Below are 16,233 nucleotides of genomic sequence, written 5' to 3' on the forward strand. Positions count from 1 at the left end.
TGCCGGAAATTTTGCAATATGGATGATATTTGAATCTCATAACTTAACAGTTACGGTACACGATATAAACAAACAGGCATAATAGCACAATGATAAACAGGCTGCCGTCAATACGGGCAGCCTATTCAAGTAAGGGGCAGGAAAATCCAGGAACCATGTGGAATAATATACATCTTTACCATATGAGGAGGTCGTGAAATGGCGTTTCCAACACATATTGTATCGGCAGGCGGAATTGTAGAAGATGGAAATGGAAATATCCTATTAGTAAAAGCCCATGACGATGGTTGGGTGTATCCTGGCGGGATCACTGAAGTTGGAGAAAATCTGATGGATGGCGTGATGCGTGAAATCAAAGAGGAAAGTGGAATCGACGCCACGGTTAGCCATTTAATTAGTGTTGTTTCCAACACAGCGATCCATAAGTGGTATGACGGTGTGACTGATGTTCCGACGAAGGTCATGTTTGATTTCGTGTGCAAAGTTGTAGGTGGAGAGTTAGCTACATCGACCGAAGAAACGAGCGAGTGCAGGTGGGTTCCAAAGGAACATGTTCTGGATTTGATTACTTTACCCGCTATCCGCTTGCGTTATGAAGCTTATTTGAACTTTAACGGCTCTGTGAATTATTTGGAGTACGTCACTGGGACAACGTCAGACTGTAGTGTCAAGCTTCAAAGGCGTGTTTAGTTGTTGGGACTGTGATAAAACCGCAATCAGGAAATGAGACGATCTATTCTTTCTTTACCGAGAATGACAGTTATTTTCCAACAGAACAACAAGTGATGTTAAATTTCCAGGTACATAATCTAAACGAGACTATTAAGCATCTTGAACATATTGGTGTACCTCTTGCAAAGAAAAAAGAGAATAGTGAATGTGGAACGTTTAGTTGGATTGAAGATCCTGAAGGTCGACTGGTCGAGCTTTGGGCATACGAAGTTCCGGTGTAGTGAAGTTTCTGCAAAAGAATGCATTTCTGCGAAGATTGCAAAAACAGGATTGAGCTTGAAACACGACTGCAGTTCGGGAGACGACTGTTGACCGGCAGAGACTAGGCTTCAAGACGGAACGGGCCATCCTGAAAAGATGGCCCGAAACTTGCCTTGCCGTAGCGCTGATAACCGTTCTTTAAATTAAAACAGGTCACTCCGCTAACGAGGCACAATAGTTCATCATCATGAGGGCTGCCGACCTGGCGGCCCTTCGTTACGCTAACGGAGGATAGCTTGACTTGGAGTTAACTCCAAGGAGTAAACTGTATTTGAGAAACAATATATCTCTATGGAAAGGGAGGAATCAATCAAAATGGAGTATGTAAAACTTGGAAATACGGGCTTGGATGTATCCCGTATCTGTCTTGGCTGTATGGGTTTTGGTGTAGTCGTACAGGGGGGGCATCAATGGGTACTTGATGAAGAGAGCAGCCGTCCAATTATTAAACAAGCTTTGGAGCTTGGTATCAATTTTTTTGATACGGCGAATGTCTATTCAGCCGGAACAAGTGAGGAGTTTATTGGAAGAGCTTTAAAGGAATATGCAAATCGGGATGAAATCGTGCTCGCAACAAAAGTTAATGGCCGTATGCATGAGGGTACAAACGGTGCCGGACTTTCCCGAAAGGCAATCATGAGCGAAATTGATAAAAGCCTGGTGCGGTTGGGAACAGAATATGTGGATCTGTACCAAATTCACCGCTGGGATTACAATACGCCCATCGAAGAGACAATGGAAGCCATGCATGATGTGGTGAAGGCAGGGAAAGCGAGGTATATAGGTGCTTCTGCCATGTATGCATGGCAATTTTTGAAGGCACTACATGTAGCAGAGAATAACGGATGGACCAAGTTTGTGTCTATGCAAAATCATTACAATCTCATCTACCGTGAAGAAGAGAGAGAGATGCTGCCACTCTGTAAGGCTGAAAGAATCGGTGTGATTCCCTATAGCCCGCTCGCAGGAGGAAGATTGACAAAGGATTCGCAGGAAAAAACGCTTCGTTCGCAAACCGATCAAATTGTGAGACAGAAATATGATGCGACTGCAGATACCGATCGATTGATCATCAATCAGGTTGCGGCTATCGCAGAAAAATATGAAGTGCCGCGCGCTCAAATTGCACTTGCCTGGCTGTTGCAGAAAGAACCAGTAACTTCTCCCATTGTCGGTGCGACTAAAATATCGCATCTTAAGGATGCAGGAGCTGCTCTTTCGATTACGTTAACACCTGAAGAAATTGCGGCGTTGGAAGAACCGTATGTACCGCACCGGATCGTTGGTCATCAGTAATGAGCAACCGAATTGGACCACCGAAGAAAACGGTGATCCGTTATTTCTCCAAGTACCACATTAAGAAAGGAATTACCGCATGAAGTTAATTTAATAGGAGGTGCCCCCTTGATGACAATCGCAGAAGTAAGCAAAAAATTTAATCTCTCAGCCGATACGCTCCGCTACTATGAGCGCATCGGACTGATTCCACGTGTAAACCGTACTAAAAGTGGAATCAGGAATTATACGGAGGAAGACTGCAGATGGGTTGAACATGTCAAGTGTATGCGTGGCATAGGCCTTTCAGTTGAATTATTGATGGAGTACGCTAGGTTATATGAACAGGGTGAAGAAACCATAGGAGCGAGAAAAGAACTCCTAATCGAGCAGCGTAAGAACCTCATGATTAAAATGGAGGAAATGACGAAAGTACGGGGACGCATGGATGATAAAATTGCAGGATATGAACAAGCAATCTTGGAAATTAGTCCGAAGCTTCTATTTTAGCCGCTGAGGACTTGAACATATAGGTCAGGCAAAGGATTAGTTCAAGACTATAAGCTGGTCGATTAAGCTTTCGGGAAACGATATGTGACCCCTATTTAACGCTTGATTATTCCATCGCATGTACAATAGGCCATTCAAAGAAAGAGGCTGGCTGCACGTGATACGCTTCCCCTTTCATTGACAGGTATTAGGTTTCATCTGTTTACCGTATGGGTTGCAGCTTTAGCGCGCGGACAGCCTCTTTTTTTACTTTCTCCGTATTAGACCTCAATCACCTTAAAAGACAAATCGGACTTCAAGCTCCCATAAGGCTCAAGCCGGATCGCTGTCCCCCTCTTCTCGCTCTCTTCCAGACTTGCCGCCGGAGGCGACGAGAACAGCTCCAGCCCGACATTGAAGTGACAGCCATAATAAGGAGGAACCCGTTCGCCGCCAAAATCCCTCCAAAACCATACATAAGGCCAGACCTCCCGGTTCCAACCCACTTCCGCCCCAATTCCATCAGGACCGGTGAGCTTGTACTGGTTATGGACGGCTTTGAGCACTTCGAAGCCCCCAAGGCTCCCCTGCTCCGGCACACAATAAGCCTCCCCGGAACCGTCAGGCAGATGAATCATCGTTCCGGGCTTCAGGAAAGGCGTGCCAAATGTGATATGGTGGCCCCAATCGGCATGAACGACGGCCGGCGAGCTGTTCGACAAGGTCTCCTCAATCCGGAAGCCCGCTTGGCCGCTTCGCATCGTGATGGTCTTCTCCACCGTGAGCGGCAGCGTCCGAAGACTGTTGCTGAACATAACCGAAATGACCTCCGGCGTGTCCTCCATCACCTGATAGGACCATGAGGTCAGGCTGGCTTCCCCATATGTTTCCATCGGTGTTCCCTTGTACTCATGCCTGCCACTAAGATGAGGCAGAATTTCCTGCCAGCCCCCCTCGTATTGGGCTTGAAAATCACTGAATGCCGGTTCTCTGCGGCGCAGCCCCAAACGCGTGAACCAGATGAAATCCGTATCGGTGGGCTTGTGAAGCAGCTCGACCATATCCGTTCCTTTGCCAGGAAGAATGGTTAAACGAAACCGTTCGTTCTCCATCACTACCGTTTCGTAACCTTTGTACATTAAATCCTGCTTGATTCTACAGCCATAATTGCGATCCATACCCCATCCCCTTCTGGCAAAATGAATGCCGCTCAAGTCTTCCGATCCTTGCCGCCAGATCCATCGCAAACCTAGAGATATAATACCATCGAATGGGAGGAATTCAAGCTTCTCCTTCTCAAAACCATTCTCAGCAAGCCATCAGATGGGATCAGGTGTCAACGTACCGCCGATGTTTAGCACGTCCTTGATCGTGGTATGTAACAGTACACGTTAGATTAAGGAGAGGTGAACGAAAATGGAACATCCTATGGTGAAATGCAGTGTAGCCAATTGTCAGCACTGGGAAGACGGGAACAACTGTGTGGCGGAGACGATTATGATTGAGATCAACGCACATGCGGGCAGTCCGCTCCCGCAAGGGTCAGGCAGTGAGCAGTACGACACGAAACATCAGGATTCAGCCGGCGACGTCACTGATACCTGCTGTCATACCTTCGTGGAGCGCACTCATTAAGTGACATTCAAATTCAACCGGGCAGCTGCTCCGCTCCGGCCAGTGCAGGAAGCGAGCGCAACGCACATCATATGCAAACAAAAGCAAACCTGCCGCCAACAATGACGGAGAGTTTGCTTTTGTTTGCATTCTTGACCTGAGGCACTTGGTGGCTTGGCGCCTTGGTGCCCTGGTGCTTTTATGCTTTGGCGCTGTGATGCCTTGGCGCTTTGATGCCTTGAAACATTCTTACTTTAGCACCTGGTGCTTCTTGTATGGACATTGGGACTTGACTTTCATAAGATGGCAGCGGAGCTCTATAGCTGCCCCGCTTTCCGAGCGGTTACGATAGGCTGGTAGTACCCTGATTCGGCCGGGGTATGCCACTGGATATGGGACAATCCCGCCTGTTCCAGCAGGGCGCCCAGCTCATGCCGTAACAACGCCCTGTAAACGGTACGGTGGTGCTCCGTCTGCCACTGGCCGCCCTCCCCTTCCTGTACAATAAAATGGTTCGTCGTATAGGTCCGGCCATCCCCGCTCCAGTCCCAAACCTGGAACACAATGCGTTTCCCCTGATCCATGACTCGGGGCTGGGTCGCTTCCGGTTTCTCGGCAATCAGCATGTCGTAGTCCCGGATCGTCAGGACAAGCAGTCCGTCATCCTGAAGCTTGGCGGCCATATTACGCAAAGCCAGCAAAATTTCCTCATCGGCCAGAAGATGGGGCAGCGCGTTATCGGCCGACAGGACAACGTCAAACCTGCCTGGAACATCAAGCTGCAATGTCCGGAAATCCGCGATTCCGAAGGTAATCGCAAGGCCAAGCTTTGCCGCCTCACTGCGGGCACGCGCCACCGAGCGGGGGCTGATATCTGTCGCGGTTACGGCAAATCCACGCTCCGCCAGGCCAATCGTCTGCGTGCCTATCCCGCATGAGCAGTCCAATAGTGAAATGCCGCGTGACTGCGGATCGTCCATGCGGGCGCGGATAAACCGGTTCAGAATATCCCCCTGCCTGGCAATCGCCGCGTTCCAGTCCTCATAAATCAAATGGTAGGAGTCCGCGAGTTCGTCGTAAAATGAAGATACATCCCTGTCTTCCATCACATCCACCTCGTTCCCTGGTTTTCTCCATTATAGCAACGATATCCTTGATAGGGCAGTTGTCATTCATTGATGACGGCCAAGTCGCCCGGTTATGACAATGCCAAATATTTCTTTCGGATCTTCAAGAAAATAACCGGCCTTATGCCGGAGGAATTCAGAAATCTGGCGGAGACCGCTTAATAGCGGAGGGAGACGGTCCGCCGGCAACAGGATAGGAATGAAGAACAACAGAGCCGCCCGAGCACCTTTTTAGCGGTGCTCTTTTGTGAAACATTTGACTTGTGATAGGATTTGGGAGAATAATTAGAGTATAAATAAGGGAGGAATCTTCTATGTCAGTAATACCTGGGCTTTTGGAATTTAACAAACAATTTGTGGAACAGAAACAATATGAGGCCTATTTGACCGACCGGTTTCCGGAGAAAAAAATGGCCATTGTCACCTGTATGGATACCCGTCTCAGCGAACTGCTGCCCCGAGCGCTCAATTTACGCAATGGCGACGCCAAAATCATTAAAAACGCAGGCGCGATTATCACCCAACCTTTCGGTAGCGCGATGCGCAGCCTGCTGGTGGCGATCTATGAGATGAATGCGCGCGAGGTGCTGGTGATCGGTCATCACGGCTGCGGAATGACCAACCTCGATTCGACCGCTATGGTTAATAAGTTCCGGGAGCAGGGCATTCCCGATCTGACCATCTCCACGCTGGAGAATGCAGGAATTAAGATGGATCGTTTCCTCAAAGGATTCTCCAGTCCCGAAGAAGGCGTCAGACACAGCGTCTCGTTAATCCGTAATCACCCCCTCATCCCGCAAGGGGTTTCCGTCCATGGTCTTCTGATTCACCCTGAGACAGGCGCGCTGGAGGTCTTGGCGGAGGATTACAGGGAAACACCTGCCCCGAGCGGCGGCGCGTCATAAGAAAATCGGCAACATTGTTTCACGACCGTTCGTCTGTGGGAATAGGAATAAACCTCAGACGAAAGGGATGACGCAATATTGAAGAACAAGAAATGGATTCTCCTGACATTATCCTCCATGCTGCTCTTGCCTGCGGCTGTACAAGCAGGCACGCCGGCTTATTATACGCTCGGCTGGTCCAGCGGGGGCGTGTCCACCGGTCCGGCCATGGTCAAGAACGGCGTCGCCTATCTGGATGCCGCCGCGATGGGGAGCTCAGCCGGGCTCGAAATCAAGGCTGACACCTCGGGCAAAAGAATTCAATTCGACGGCTGGGAGAAGCATTTTGCCGTTCGCATCGGCTCACGGACCGGTGTGCTTGACGGCAAGGTAACCGATCTTGGCGGCACCGTTCTCAAGCAGGGCGAGAACATTTATGTGCCTGCGAAGTTTCTGATCAAAGCGCTGGAAGGCGGTTCCGTGAGCTGGGATGCCAAAAACAACCGGATCCTGGCGAACGGATTGCATACTTTCAGGCAGGTTGGCAAGACTTTCGAGGGATCGACCTATTCGATCAGCGGTGAAAACGGCGATCTGTATGTCTCGAAAGGGACAGCCGCTCCGCACAAGCTGGCCTCCCTCGGGGTACAGGCGGATTCGGTCGACATGACCTTCAACAAAACCAAGGGAGGTCTGCTGGTTCTGACCGTCCTCAATAATTACGGGGAACCGCATATCAACAATCAAATCCTCTCCCTGGTACTCAAGAACGGCAGCGTCATCCGGCAGTCCAGCGTGAAGTACTGGTTGCGCTGGGAGAAGAACGTGACGCAGACCGATGATTCGCTGCTGCTGACCGACGGGAAGCAGCTCCGGGTCATTGAGGACAGCACCGGCAATGTTGAGCAGACTCTGGATTTGGTAAAGCTTGGCGGCGAGGATGATGTGTATTTCGTTGAAGCTTTCGATCCGGATTTCCTGCTGATCCGCCCCAACCATAAAGGGCTTCTAACGCTCATTGACCGCGCGACAGGTACAAGCACCCTGCTCTACAAGGAGCTGCTCTCTGCGGAGGATCAGGAATATGCCGAGACGAATGATGTGCCTTATCATGGGGATTCGCTGAAATTCGTCAAGCGCAGCGGCAATACGCTTTATTTCAAGGATCATAATTCCACAAAGGAATATACCTATACGCTCGGCAAAGCCTGACAGGTTCTATCAAAAACCACTTCCGCAACATCAACAGCAAAGGACGTTCCTTTTGGTCTAACAAACCCGGGGAAACGTCCTTTTTATCGTCCCGGAAGCTCAGCTTAGCTTCCCTTTTCGTTTCGGATTAGTGCATCGATAATCATCTTGAAGATAACCAGATCGTTTTTATAATCCTCGGGCGTTGTTTTCGGCGTAAGGTCTTTGGTGATTACATCGTGGAAATAAATCAACTCTATGGTGTACGGATCGGTGAAGGTAGGCCGGATCACGGACTCCGTATACACCTCGCCAACCGTCTCTTTGACGTGCAGCTCAGTCGGCAGATGACGGATATATGGCGTATTGTACTGAACCCGAACCGATTTGGCCGGCGAATATACTTCAACATGAGCGTCGAAGCGCCCCTGCTGATCGATGCCCGTTTCGAAGACGACAGAGAATTTGCCATAATCAAAGATCGCACTAAGGAAGGTGACTCCGCCATTATGAGTGAGCTTGGCGCCCACAACGCCTTTGGGCATCCCGAGCACTTCTCTCATCGCGGACAGATCATGGCTGGAGAGCCCGCAGAGGAAACGCCAGAATTGAAAATAAGGGGAGCCTTCGTCCAGACCGGTAGCTTCTTTCAACTGCCGGACAGCCCGGCTTGTTTTGTCCTCCCGCGAGCCTTCCGGGAAATCATTGAACGAAACAACATGATGCGTGGAATCGATAAAATACTTGTTTGGCCCGATGATCGCCCGGACTCTCGCAAATGTAATGTCATCGAAGCTCCCCGCTTCCTGCACCGCCTGTTCGAATGCGCTGGCGTACCTCCTCATATAGCCAACCATCATTTTGACCCCGTTCTTATCCCGGGCATCGATAATAGCATCCGCTTCTGACAGGGTCAGGGTCATTGGCTTCTCGATGAAGACATGCTTGCCATTGTTTGCAGCCGCAATCGCATTTTCCGCATGGAATTCATCGCTGCTGAGGATAAAGATAACATCCAGATCGGCCTGTTTGACGATTTCCGCGGCATCCGTGTACAGACTCGCCACACGGTATTTGCTCCCCATGCATTCAACCAGCTTCGGCGAAATGTCGCATAGGGCGCCAATCCAGTAATGATTGGGCAAAGCTTCAAGGACCGGCAAATGAATCGTCTGGGCCACTTCGCCCAAGCCGATAATCCCCACATTCAAAACGTCTTGTTTATGCTCCACAATAAGCCGCTCCTCCACAATGATAATCGGGTGACACCAGATAATCGGCAGGTTTTTTGAAGCGCTTTCAACAATTACTGAGTTTGTATCTATGTCTTACAATAGAATGCCTCCCTTTTCCTGTCAACCGATCCGGCGTTATCGTCCATTCAAGAGATAAAAGCAGTCCCTTATCTCGTGAATAAGGCACTGCTCTTATTTGTCTATTCGTCCCCGTTCCCGCCCTGCTTATCCTCCGGGGTCGCGCCGGGGTCCACAGCGGCGTTTCTCCGGCGTTTCCTGATTCTGATCCATCGGATGAACAGAATAATCAGCAGCACCAGAACGGCCAGCAGAACGCCTGCTCCAATTAAGATATGCTTAATCCGGGGAATGAGAAAAGCAAAATGGATTTCCGTCGGCTTCGTCAGGGAAAGAATCCATTTCATCGTATTGCCCTTTACCTCATCGGCATTATTATTCCCGAATGTGGAAATCGGCAGTGTCAGCATGAAATCCAGATGAAGACGCTGAAGCGTGAGCTTGAGCAGATATTCCGGCACTTTGACCCATTCCTGGTTTTGGATCAGTGGATTCACGTATTTTCCGAGATCAATGGACAGCCGAACATCCATTTTCGTATAAAAATAATGCTTGGTTACGGTGACCATGTTCCCGCCCGCAAAATCCCACTCCTTCATATTCTCCTGGAGGGAGTCAAAACGTTTGTGGAGCATATAATCGGTTTCCTGATCCTTTGCCTTGCTCTCAAAGTCAAAACCAAGCTGCTCCGCCTTAGCCTGCAACTGCTCCCGCAGCTTGTCCCCTGTCAGCTTCTGCACACTTTCCTTTAGGGTTACCCTCATATCCAGATCCGCCGAGCCATTCTTACGGACTGTAATATGCGCCGTTCCGCTCGCGCATCCCGCAAGCAAGCTGATGGCCAGTATCCACAGGCCCAGCAACAACCCTCTTCTGCGCATATACATCCCCCAGCCGTCTGCTGCCCTGTTCAAACCGATTTCCACCATGGAGAAGTGGGATACTCGGCCGCTCCGATTACCAGCGCTTGTCCGATTTGCGGGGCTGCCAAGGGGACTTTCTTGTCCGCGGCGGCTTTGGATGCCCGCTCAATGGGATCCGTCCATTCATGCAAGGACAAGGTGAACGCTCCCCAATGGATCGGAATCAGCAGATTGCCTCCCACATCCTGATGAGCCTGGACCGTTTCCTCCGGCACCATATGGATGCCTGCCCAGCGGCTGTCATATTGTCCACATTCCATGAAGGTAACGTCAAAGGGACCGTATTTGCGCCCAATCTCCTGGAAGTGATCCGCGTAACCGCTGTCCCCGCTGAAGAAAATGCTGACCTCCCGGCCTTTGATGACCCAGGAGCACCAAAGCGTAGACTCGCGGTCGCCGAGGCCCCTCCCGGAGAAGTGCCGGGCCGGCGTGCATGCCAGATCAAGACCTTCATAATGGAATTCGCTCCACCAATCATGTTCCTGTATCTTTTCCGACGGGACGCCCCACCGTTCCAGATGGGCGGCTACCCCAAGCGGAACGATAAACTGCTTCACCCGGTCCTTGATCTTCATAATCGAGCCGTAGTCCAGATGATCGTAATGATCGTGGGAAATCAGCACCACATCGATAGGAGGAAGCTGTTCCAGCGCAAGCGGCGCCGTCTTGCTGTAGCGTTTGCCGCCGAATATCGGCACCGGCGAAGGGGCTGCTCCGAACATGGGATCAATCAGCAGGATTTTCCCATCCAGCTCCAGCATCAGGGCGGAATGGCCGAACCATCTGACAACAGCCTGGCCGGAATTCCCGGCGTACGGCACAGCCGTCTTCACAACCTGGATGGGCCTGGCCGGCCGGCGGTTCGTATTTGTTCGCGCGTAATCCCGAAGCAGCCCCAGTAACGTCTTCATATTCATCGACATCGGCGCCGGCGTGGCATTGATGAATTTTCCATTGGCATAATGGTCAAGCTGTCTGTAGCTCGCCTTGGCCGCCGGAGAAGCTTTTCCCCCGAAGGCCGGATAAAGCCTGACAAACAGATAAGCGGCGAGCCCAAGACCTGCCACGATAAGAAGAATAGTAAGTATGATCATGTTTCACCCCTTGATATGCCTTAGGCTCTATTATAACCGAGGTTATAACCGGGCCGCAAAGGCTTGGCAGCAAGGTACGAAGCTTCACGCTCAAAGCTTGATTGATGTGGACATCAAGCCCTGAACGTAATAGCGGTTCGTGAAGGTGAACAGCAGAATCAGCGGGATCGAAGCGACGACGTAACCGCCGAACGTGACCGGCATATTGGTGGAATATTGTCCGGTGAAGCTGATGATCAGCCCTGCGGCGATGGTCAGCTTCTCATGGTCGCTGATCGTGATCATCGGCCACAGGTATTCGTTCCAGGCTCCGACGATCTGCATGATCGCCAGCGTCCCCATGATGGGGATACACAGCGGGAGCGCGATTTTATAATAGAGCTTGAAATCATGGGCGCCATCCATCTGAGCCGCCTCGAAAAAATCCTTCGGAATGCTCTCAAAAAAAGACCTCAGCAAAAATACGCCGAAAATCGGCCCGCCCGTAATAATCGGCAGGATGAGCGCCCAATAAGAATTCAACAGCCCGAACGCCTTATACAGCATATAACCCGGCACCAGAGTCAGTGCGCCAGGGATCATCATCAAGGCCAGTACAGCCATATATAAAATCTCTTTGCCCAGAAATTTCATTCTGGCGAACGTGAAAGCGGACAAGGAGGCGATCAGCAGCATGGCGGTAGTGCCCACCCCGGCCACGAATATCGTATTCAGCAAATACCGCCATACACTGTTAAACGCCACTTTCACATTCGAAATCCGCAGCGGCAGGGTCGGATACCACCGGGTCGTATCGTAGGCAATGTCGGACTTGAAGGCTCCCCAGAGCGTATAGCCAAGCGGATACAGCAGCAGAACGATCAAAACGATCACGATGCCGTTTAACGCTAATTGGGGGAGATGCCTGGATTTCGTCATTTTACGTTTCTCCCATCTGTTAATTCGATTCCGTCCGCATCCCGCGGTAAGCAAATGCGCTAAGCAAGAAAATACCTACGAACATGACGGTGCCGATTGTGGTCGCGTACCCCATTCTTCCGGCGGTGAACGCCTCGATATACATATAATAGGCCGGTACATAAGTGCTGTAGCCGGGCCCGCCTGAGGTCAATACAATTTGTATGCCGAAGTCCTGCAGACCCCCGATAATACCGAAAATAAGAAAAAAGCGGATCTGTCCCATCAGATGAGGGATGTCGATCGACCAAATCCGGCGCATCAGGCCCGCACCATCCAGCTCGGCGGATTCGATCACCTCGGAGGAAATGTTCATCAAGCCCGCCATATAAATCAGAACGCTGGTCCCTCCGATCCACGGGAAACCCATAAAGATAATGCTGGGAATAATAAGACTGGGATCGCCCAGCCAATCGATAACCGCATCCGGCTCGATGAAACCCAGCCCTTTCAGCAGAGCTACCGCAAGTCCGCTTGTAGGATCATAAATATTTTTCCAGATTAAGAGCCCGACCACGCCCGGAGCGACGATAGGCAGCAGAATCAATATCCGGTAAAGCGACTGGAGCTGCTTTTTCTTCACGCTGAAAATCAGCTCGGCCGCAATCAGCGGTACGATAACGCCGATCAGCAGCCGGGGAACCAGAATAATAAAAGCCGTTGGGATGGAATCCAGGAATACCTTGTCTCGAAAAAGCTCCCTGTAATTATCAAGGCCGATATACGTGGCTTTGCCCACGCTGTCCCAATCAAAGAAGGAATGATAAATTCCGCTGACTGGAGGATAGTAGCAAAACAATAATAATCCTATAAAAAGCGGCGACAAAAACAGATAGGCCTTCCGGCTTTTCCATGCCCGATGAAATAATGTCACGCCCGTTCATTCCTTTCCTTGTTTATTCGCCGAATATATCGTTCAAGCTGTGCTTGCTTTTGGCATCGTTTTCCGGCTCGACAAGTGGAATCGTCACGGAGGTTTTGGTGTTCACTTCAATGAATATGGAGTTGGATTCATCGACAATCTGAAGCACAACGTCCTTCACCGGCTGCAGCTTGGATGCCTTGAAGGGGTAATACGTGTAGGTGGCCTGTCCCGCCCGGTCCGTAACGACACGGCTCGCGGACAGAATCCCTCCGCCTTTGGGCACAGCGAACAGGGAATGTCCCTCTACAGGGCTCCCCTTGCTGTCCGTCAGCTTGATAACAAGGCTGACCGGCGTTTGCCCGTCGGCAGGCGCCTGACCCGGATCCATCGAAACAAGCGTCAGATGAAACTGCTTGGAACGGTAAACGTCATATCCCGCACAGAGGAATATAAGCGCCAATATGACTAACGTTATCGCCAGTTTTTTCTTCATGCGGATCTCCATTCTTGTTAACGCTCATTCGTATAAAAATCCGGTGATTATTAAGGCTGCGCATGCGGAAATGTCTTCCGATCGCTGTTGTACCCCTGAATTTTTGAATTTGGATACCTCTATGGGTAAAATTCGGGGTACAAAGGCGAACGCTAACGCTTCTCCAGATCATTTTCCGCCTGCTTCGCCTATTACTCACCGGACTTTTTAAGGACGACAAGCTTTCGCCTGCCGTCTGGATGCTGCTTCCTTTTTTACCAGCCCGCGATGTCAATGTCCATTTTCTTGATATAGTCATCGGCGCTTTTGAGCTGTATTTCGTTGGCCTTCGCGAAGAAGGACTTGTCATCGGTCTCGCCCTTCACCCACAGCTCGAACTGTTTGTTCAGGGAGATGTTCATATCCTCGGTAAAGGCATTCGGCCAGCTTGCTTTGGGCATGATCGGGAATGAATTGCTCATCCAGTCATTAAGCAGCGGCGGAATTTCCGAGCCCTTCACCGCACCCAGGGCAGCCCCCTGCTCCAGTACCATCATGGAGATATTCTCCGGAACGCTCAGATATTTCAGGAACGCCACTGCCGCTTCCTTCATATCGGGGTTCTTGTCAACAATCGGCTTGAGAATGTTCAGGGACAGATCCGGATCCGGCTGGAAAGGCCCTTTCTCGGTGTACTCCACATCCGCGACAAATTCCGAAGTCGCTTTCGTGACGGGCGGCGCCGGAACAACCCCGAAATCGAAGCTGCGCTGCTTGTTGCCGTTCTCCGCTTGAAGCGCCCAGAGCCCTTCTTCCCGCATGGCAACCTTGCCTTCATTCCACTTCGGCAGGTAATCCGTATTCTGCCAACCCGGAGACAGCAGATCGGTGTACATCCGTTTGAGCTGCTTGAACATCTCCTGGGCGTAAGCATGCTCAGCCGGGTTGAACAGTCCCGCTTTGACGCCTCTCAGATTCTCCAGCGTATCGACCTGTCCGTCTTTGTTGTAATCGGTCTTGTCCATCAAAGCCGCCGCATAGAAAGGACCTACACTGAACTGCTCGTTCCACTGTCCAAGCTCAATCTGCTTGAAATTCCCCCACTGGGTGAAAGGAATATATCCATTCTCCTTCAGCAGCTTGGCGTCCGTGAACATTTGCTCCCAGTCCTTCGGCGGCTCAATGCCCAGCTTCTCGAAGGCTGTCTTGTTGTAGTAATACCCGGTCGCAGGACCCGAGTACAGCACGACCGGAATGGCAACCATGTTCTTATTGTTGTCCGTCAGCGTGCGGTGACTCATCAGATATTCCGGAAACTCATCGCTCCATTTGGCGTTGCCATCGATGTATTCATTTGGTGTATCCAGCACGTCGCCCAGCGGCTCATACCAGCCCCGGTCCAGATAATTATTGCCCCAGGTAAACGTGATGGCCGGTGCCGTACCCGCGGAAATCTGGGTGGTCAGCCACTCGGCGATTTCATTCTGCAGCTTGCCTACCGGCTTGGTGCGCGCCCAGGCTATTTTCACATTCGGGTGAAGCTTCATGAACTCATCGGCAATTTTCTGCGTGGACAAAAATACGTTCGGATTCTCAGCCGTCGGTTCGGTATTGATCGTCGGCATCCAGCCATGCAGATCCACCGTCAGGGTAACCGGTCTTCCTTCGGCAATTTGCTTGATGCCTGCGTTTTCCTCCGGTTTGCTCTCCTGATTGCCGCTAGTTTCCTTGTTATCGTTCTTCTCTGCGGCTGGTGCCGCATTATTCGAACATCCGCCAAGCACCAGGGCCAAACAGATACATACCATCATCAAATACTGGACCTTCCCCTTGCGCACAAGCTCCACTCTCCTCAAATTTACGGTCTTTGCAGAACACGCTGTACATACATTTCCACAAAACGCCGGCTGTCCACTTCCGTGCAGACCCAGATGTCGCTCTCGCCCGGCTCTTGATGCCAGTTCATGCCGGAGAGGTTGATGCTCATCCCTCTTGTGTATTGGCCTTGCGTCTCGATATCGATCTTGCGCCGCTCCAGCTTCACGAGATCCTCGCAGTACGCAACCGCGACCGCCAGCGGATCATGCAGATAAATATGCGGCGACTGCCAATATTCCCTCATCCGCATGACGAGCTGTGCAGTCGGATCGCTGCTGGCGCGGATTTGAGCGGTCTGTTCCTCGGAGAGCAGGCACTGGAAGGTGACATCCAGCCCGACTGCGATGATTTTGACGCCGGCTTCAAATACGACGCGCGCCGCCTCCGGATCGCAGGAAAAATTGTATTCGCTTACATTCATGCCGTATGCGCCGCCCATAACGACGATTTTCTCGATGCCAGTCTTTATTTCCGGCTTCACTCTCAGAGCCAATGCAATATTGGTAAGCGCGCCCAGCGTAATGAGCGTTACCGGATGCTCCGAGCGGAGAATCGTTTCGATTATAAATTCGGCCGCGGTCTGGTCCGCCGCTACAGCCTCGCCGTTCATTTCCTCCAGAAATTGATGAGGCGGCTCGTCGAAGGCAATGGCGGCGCCGTATACGTTCCGGTTAGCCAGCGGCCGGCCCGCTCCCGGGATGACTGGGATATCCGGATGCCCGGCTCCCCGCAGCAGGCTGGACACGATCTGGGCCCGCCGGTACGTATTCTTGAAAACGGTCGTGACCCCCAAAACCATAAGCTCAGGCGACTTTAAAGCTAAAAATAAAGCTAACGCATCGTCGATGTCGTCCCCGATATCCGTATCGATAATGACACGCTTGCGGGAATCCATGGTGCTTGGCAATGTGATGCCTCCTTCAATTCGGTTGATCATGATTTTTCCGGCTGGCAGCCTGCAGAACTGACCCTCCGTTACCCCTTATCCTTTTTTCAGAAGACTAGCTTACAGCTGTTTGGCACATAGAAAAATTTATCATAATCTTAAGTCTCCCTTCTATCCTGAATTGGTTAAAGATTATTAAAATATGGCTAAATAATTTTCAGCGTAAAACCTGAAAAACCCTAGTAAATCCGTGAAATCTCTTTTATACTATT

Annotated in this window: 16 protein-coding genes and 1 pseudogene; 7 read left to right on the top strand and 10 right to left on the bottom strand. The window is 50.9% G+C overall.

What is annotated here, in order from left to right:
- Window positions 1-198: 198 nt before the first annotated feature.
- The 4 genes and pseudogenes from IEY46_RS27685 to IEY46_RS27700 all read left to right on the top strand — a co-directional run bounded on the left by IEY46_RS27685 (window position 199) and on the right by IEY46_RS27700 (window position 2,778).
- Complete coding sequence (locus IEY46_RS27685; protein ID WP_188997306.1) at window positions 199-690, top strand: NUDIX hydrolase; 492 nt, start codon at window positions 199-201, stop codon at window positions 688-690.
- A 5-nt stretch (window positions 691-695) separates the two neighbouring features.
- Window positions 696-953 (top strand): annotated as a pseudogene (locus tag IEY46_RS27690) (VOC family protein); the annotation flags it as partial.
- Window positions 954-1,308: 355 nt separating this feature from the next.
- Entirely contained in the window at window positions 1,309-2,289 is a 981-nt protein-coding gene (locus IEY46_RS27695; RefSeq protein ID WP_188997307.1) for an aldo/keto reductase, read from the top strand.
- A 111-nt stretch (window positions 2,290-2,400) separates the two neighbouring features.
- The gene (locus tag IEY46_RS27700; protein WP_188997309.1) at window positions 2,401-2,778 is read left to right on the top strand and encodes a MerR family transcriptional regulator; all 378 of its coding nucleotides are present in this window, start codon (window positions 2,401-2,403) and stop codon (window positions 2,776-2,778) included.
- A 260-nt stretch (window positions 2,779-3,038) separates the two neighbouring features.
- On the opposite strand, the gene IEY46_RS27705 is transcribed toward IEY46_RS27700, so the two are convergent.
- A complete protein-coding gene (locus IEY46_RS27705; protein WP_188997310.1) occupies window positions 3,039-3,935 on the bottom strand; it encodes an aldose epimerase family protein in 897 nt (298 codons plus the stop codon).
- Window positions 3,936-4,173: 238 nt separating this feature from the next.
- Between IEY46_RS27705 and IEY46_RS27710 the strand changes: the two genes are divergently transcribed.
- Window positions 4,174-4,392 carry a DUF1540 domain-containing protein gene (locus tag IEY46_RS27710; protein WP_188997312.1) on the top strand — a complete coding sequence of 73 codons (219 nt, stop codon included), beginning with the start codon at window positions 4,174-4,176 and terminating at the stop codon, window positions 4,390-4,392.
- A gap of 296 nt (window positions 4,393-4,688) precedes the next feature.
- Here the strand turns inward: IEY46_RS27710 and IEY46_RS27715 are convergent, their stop codons facing one another.
- Window positions 4,689-5,477: a class I SAM-dependent methyltransferase gene (locus tag IEY46_RS27715; protein ID WP_188997313.1), complete on the bottom strand. Its 789-nt coding sequence runs from the start codon at window positions 5,475-5,477 to the stop codon at window positions 4,689-4,691.
- 335 nt (window positions 5,478-5,812) lie between these two features.
- On the opposite strand from IEY46_RS27715, the gene IEY46_RS27720 reads away from it, so the two are divergent.
- Complete coding sequence (locus tag IEY46_RS27720; protein ID WP_188997315.1) at window positions 5,813-6,403, top strand: beta-class carbonic anhydrase; 591 nt, start codon at window positions 5,813-5,815, stop codon at window positions 6,401-6,403.
- A gap of 78 nt (window positions 6,404-6,481) precedes the next feature.
- On the top strand, window positions 6,482-7,594 hold the full coding sequence (locus IEY46_RS27725; RefSeq protein ID WP_188997316.1) for a stalk domain-containing protein: 1,113 nt from the start codon (window positions 6,482-6,484) through the stop codon (window positions 7,592-7,594).
- A 104-nt stretch (window positions 7,595-7,698) separates the two neighbouring features.
- On the opposite strand, the gene IEY46_RS27730 is transcribed toward IEY46_RS27725, so the two are convergent.
- From IEY46_RS27730 to IEY46_RS27765, 8 genes are all read right to left on the bottom strand, one after another.
- Window positions 7,699-8,805 carry a Gfo/Idh/MocA family protein gene (locus tag IEY46_RS27730; protein WP_229750591.1) on the bottom strand — a complete coding sequence of 369 codons (1,107 nt, stop codon included), beginning with the start codon at window positions 8,803-8,805 and terminating at the stop codon, window positions 7,699-7,701.
- A 203-nt stretch (window positions 8,806-9,008) separates the two neighbouring features.
- Window positions 9,009-9,800, bottom strand: a complete 792-nt coding sequence (locus IEY46_RS27735) for a hypothetical protein (RefSeq protein WP_188997317.1) — start codon at window positions 9,798-9,800, stop codon at window positions 9,009-9,011.
- Window positions 9,797-10,732, bottom strand: a complete 936-nt coding sequence (locus tag IEY46_RS27740; protein WP_229750607.1) for an MBL fold metallo-hydrolase — start codon at window positions 10,730-10,732, stop codon at window positions 9,797-9,799. The genes IEY46_RS27735 and IEY46_RS27740 overlap by 4 nt, the downstream gene beginning before the upstream one ends.
- Before the next feature lie 261 nt (window positions 10,733-10,993).
- On the bottom strand, window positions 10,994-11,821 hold the full coding sequence (locus IEY46_RS27745) for a carbohydrate ABC transporter permease (RefSeq protein ID WP_188997320.1): 828 nt from the start codon (window positions 11,819-11,821) through the stop codon (window positions 10,994-10,996).
- A gap of 19 nt (window positions 11,822-11,840) precedes the next feature.
- The gene (locus IEY46_RS27750; RefSeq protein ID WP_188997322.1) at window positions 11,841-12,734 is read right to left on the bottom strand and encodes a carbohydrate ABC transporter permease; all 894 of its coding nucleotides are present in this window, start codon (window positions 12,732-12,734) and stop codon (window positions 11,841-11,843) included.
- Between the two features lie 22 nt (window positions 12,735-12,756).
- Window positions 12,757-13,218, bottom strand: coding sequence for an Ig-like domain-containing protein (locus tag IEY46_RS27755; protein ID WP_188997324.1), 462 nt, complete (start codon window positions 13,216-13,218; stop codon window positions 12,757-12,759).
- A gap of 254 nt (window positions 13,219-13,472) precedes the next feature.
- Window positions 13,473-15,035, bottom strand: coding sequence for an ABC transporter substrate-binding protein (locus tag IEY46_RS27760; protein ID WP_188997325.1), 1,563 nt, complete (start codon window positions 15,033-15,035; stop codon window positions 13,473-13,475).
- A 20-nt stretch (window positions 15,036-15,055) separates the two neighbouring features.
- Window positions 15,056-15,982 carry a nucleoside hydrolase gene (locus IEY46_RS27765; protein ID WP_229750592.1) on the bottom strand — a complete coding sequence of 309 codons (927 nt, stop codon included), beginning with the start codon at window positions 15,980-15,982 and terminating at the stop codon, window positions 15,056-15,058.
- Window positions 15,983-16,233 lie beyond the last annotated feature (251 nt).

Source organism: Paenibacillus nasutitermitis, assembly GCF_014641075.1.
GTDB lineage: Bacteria > Bacillota > Bacilli > Paenibacillales > Paenibacillaceae > Paenibacillus_Z > Paenibacillus_Z nasutitermitis.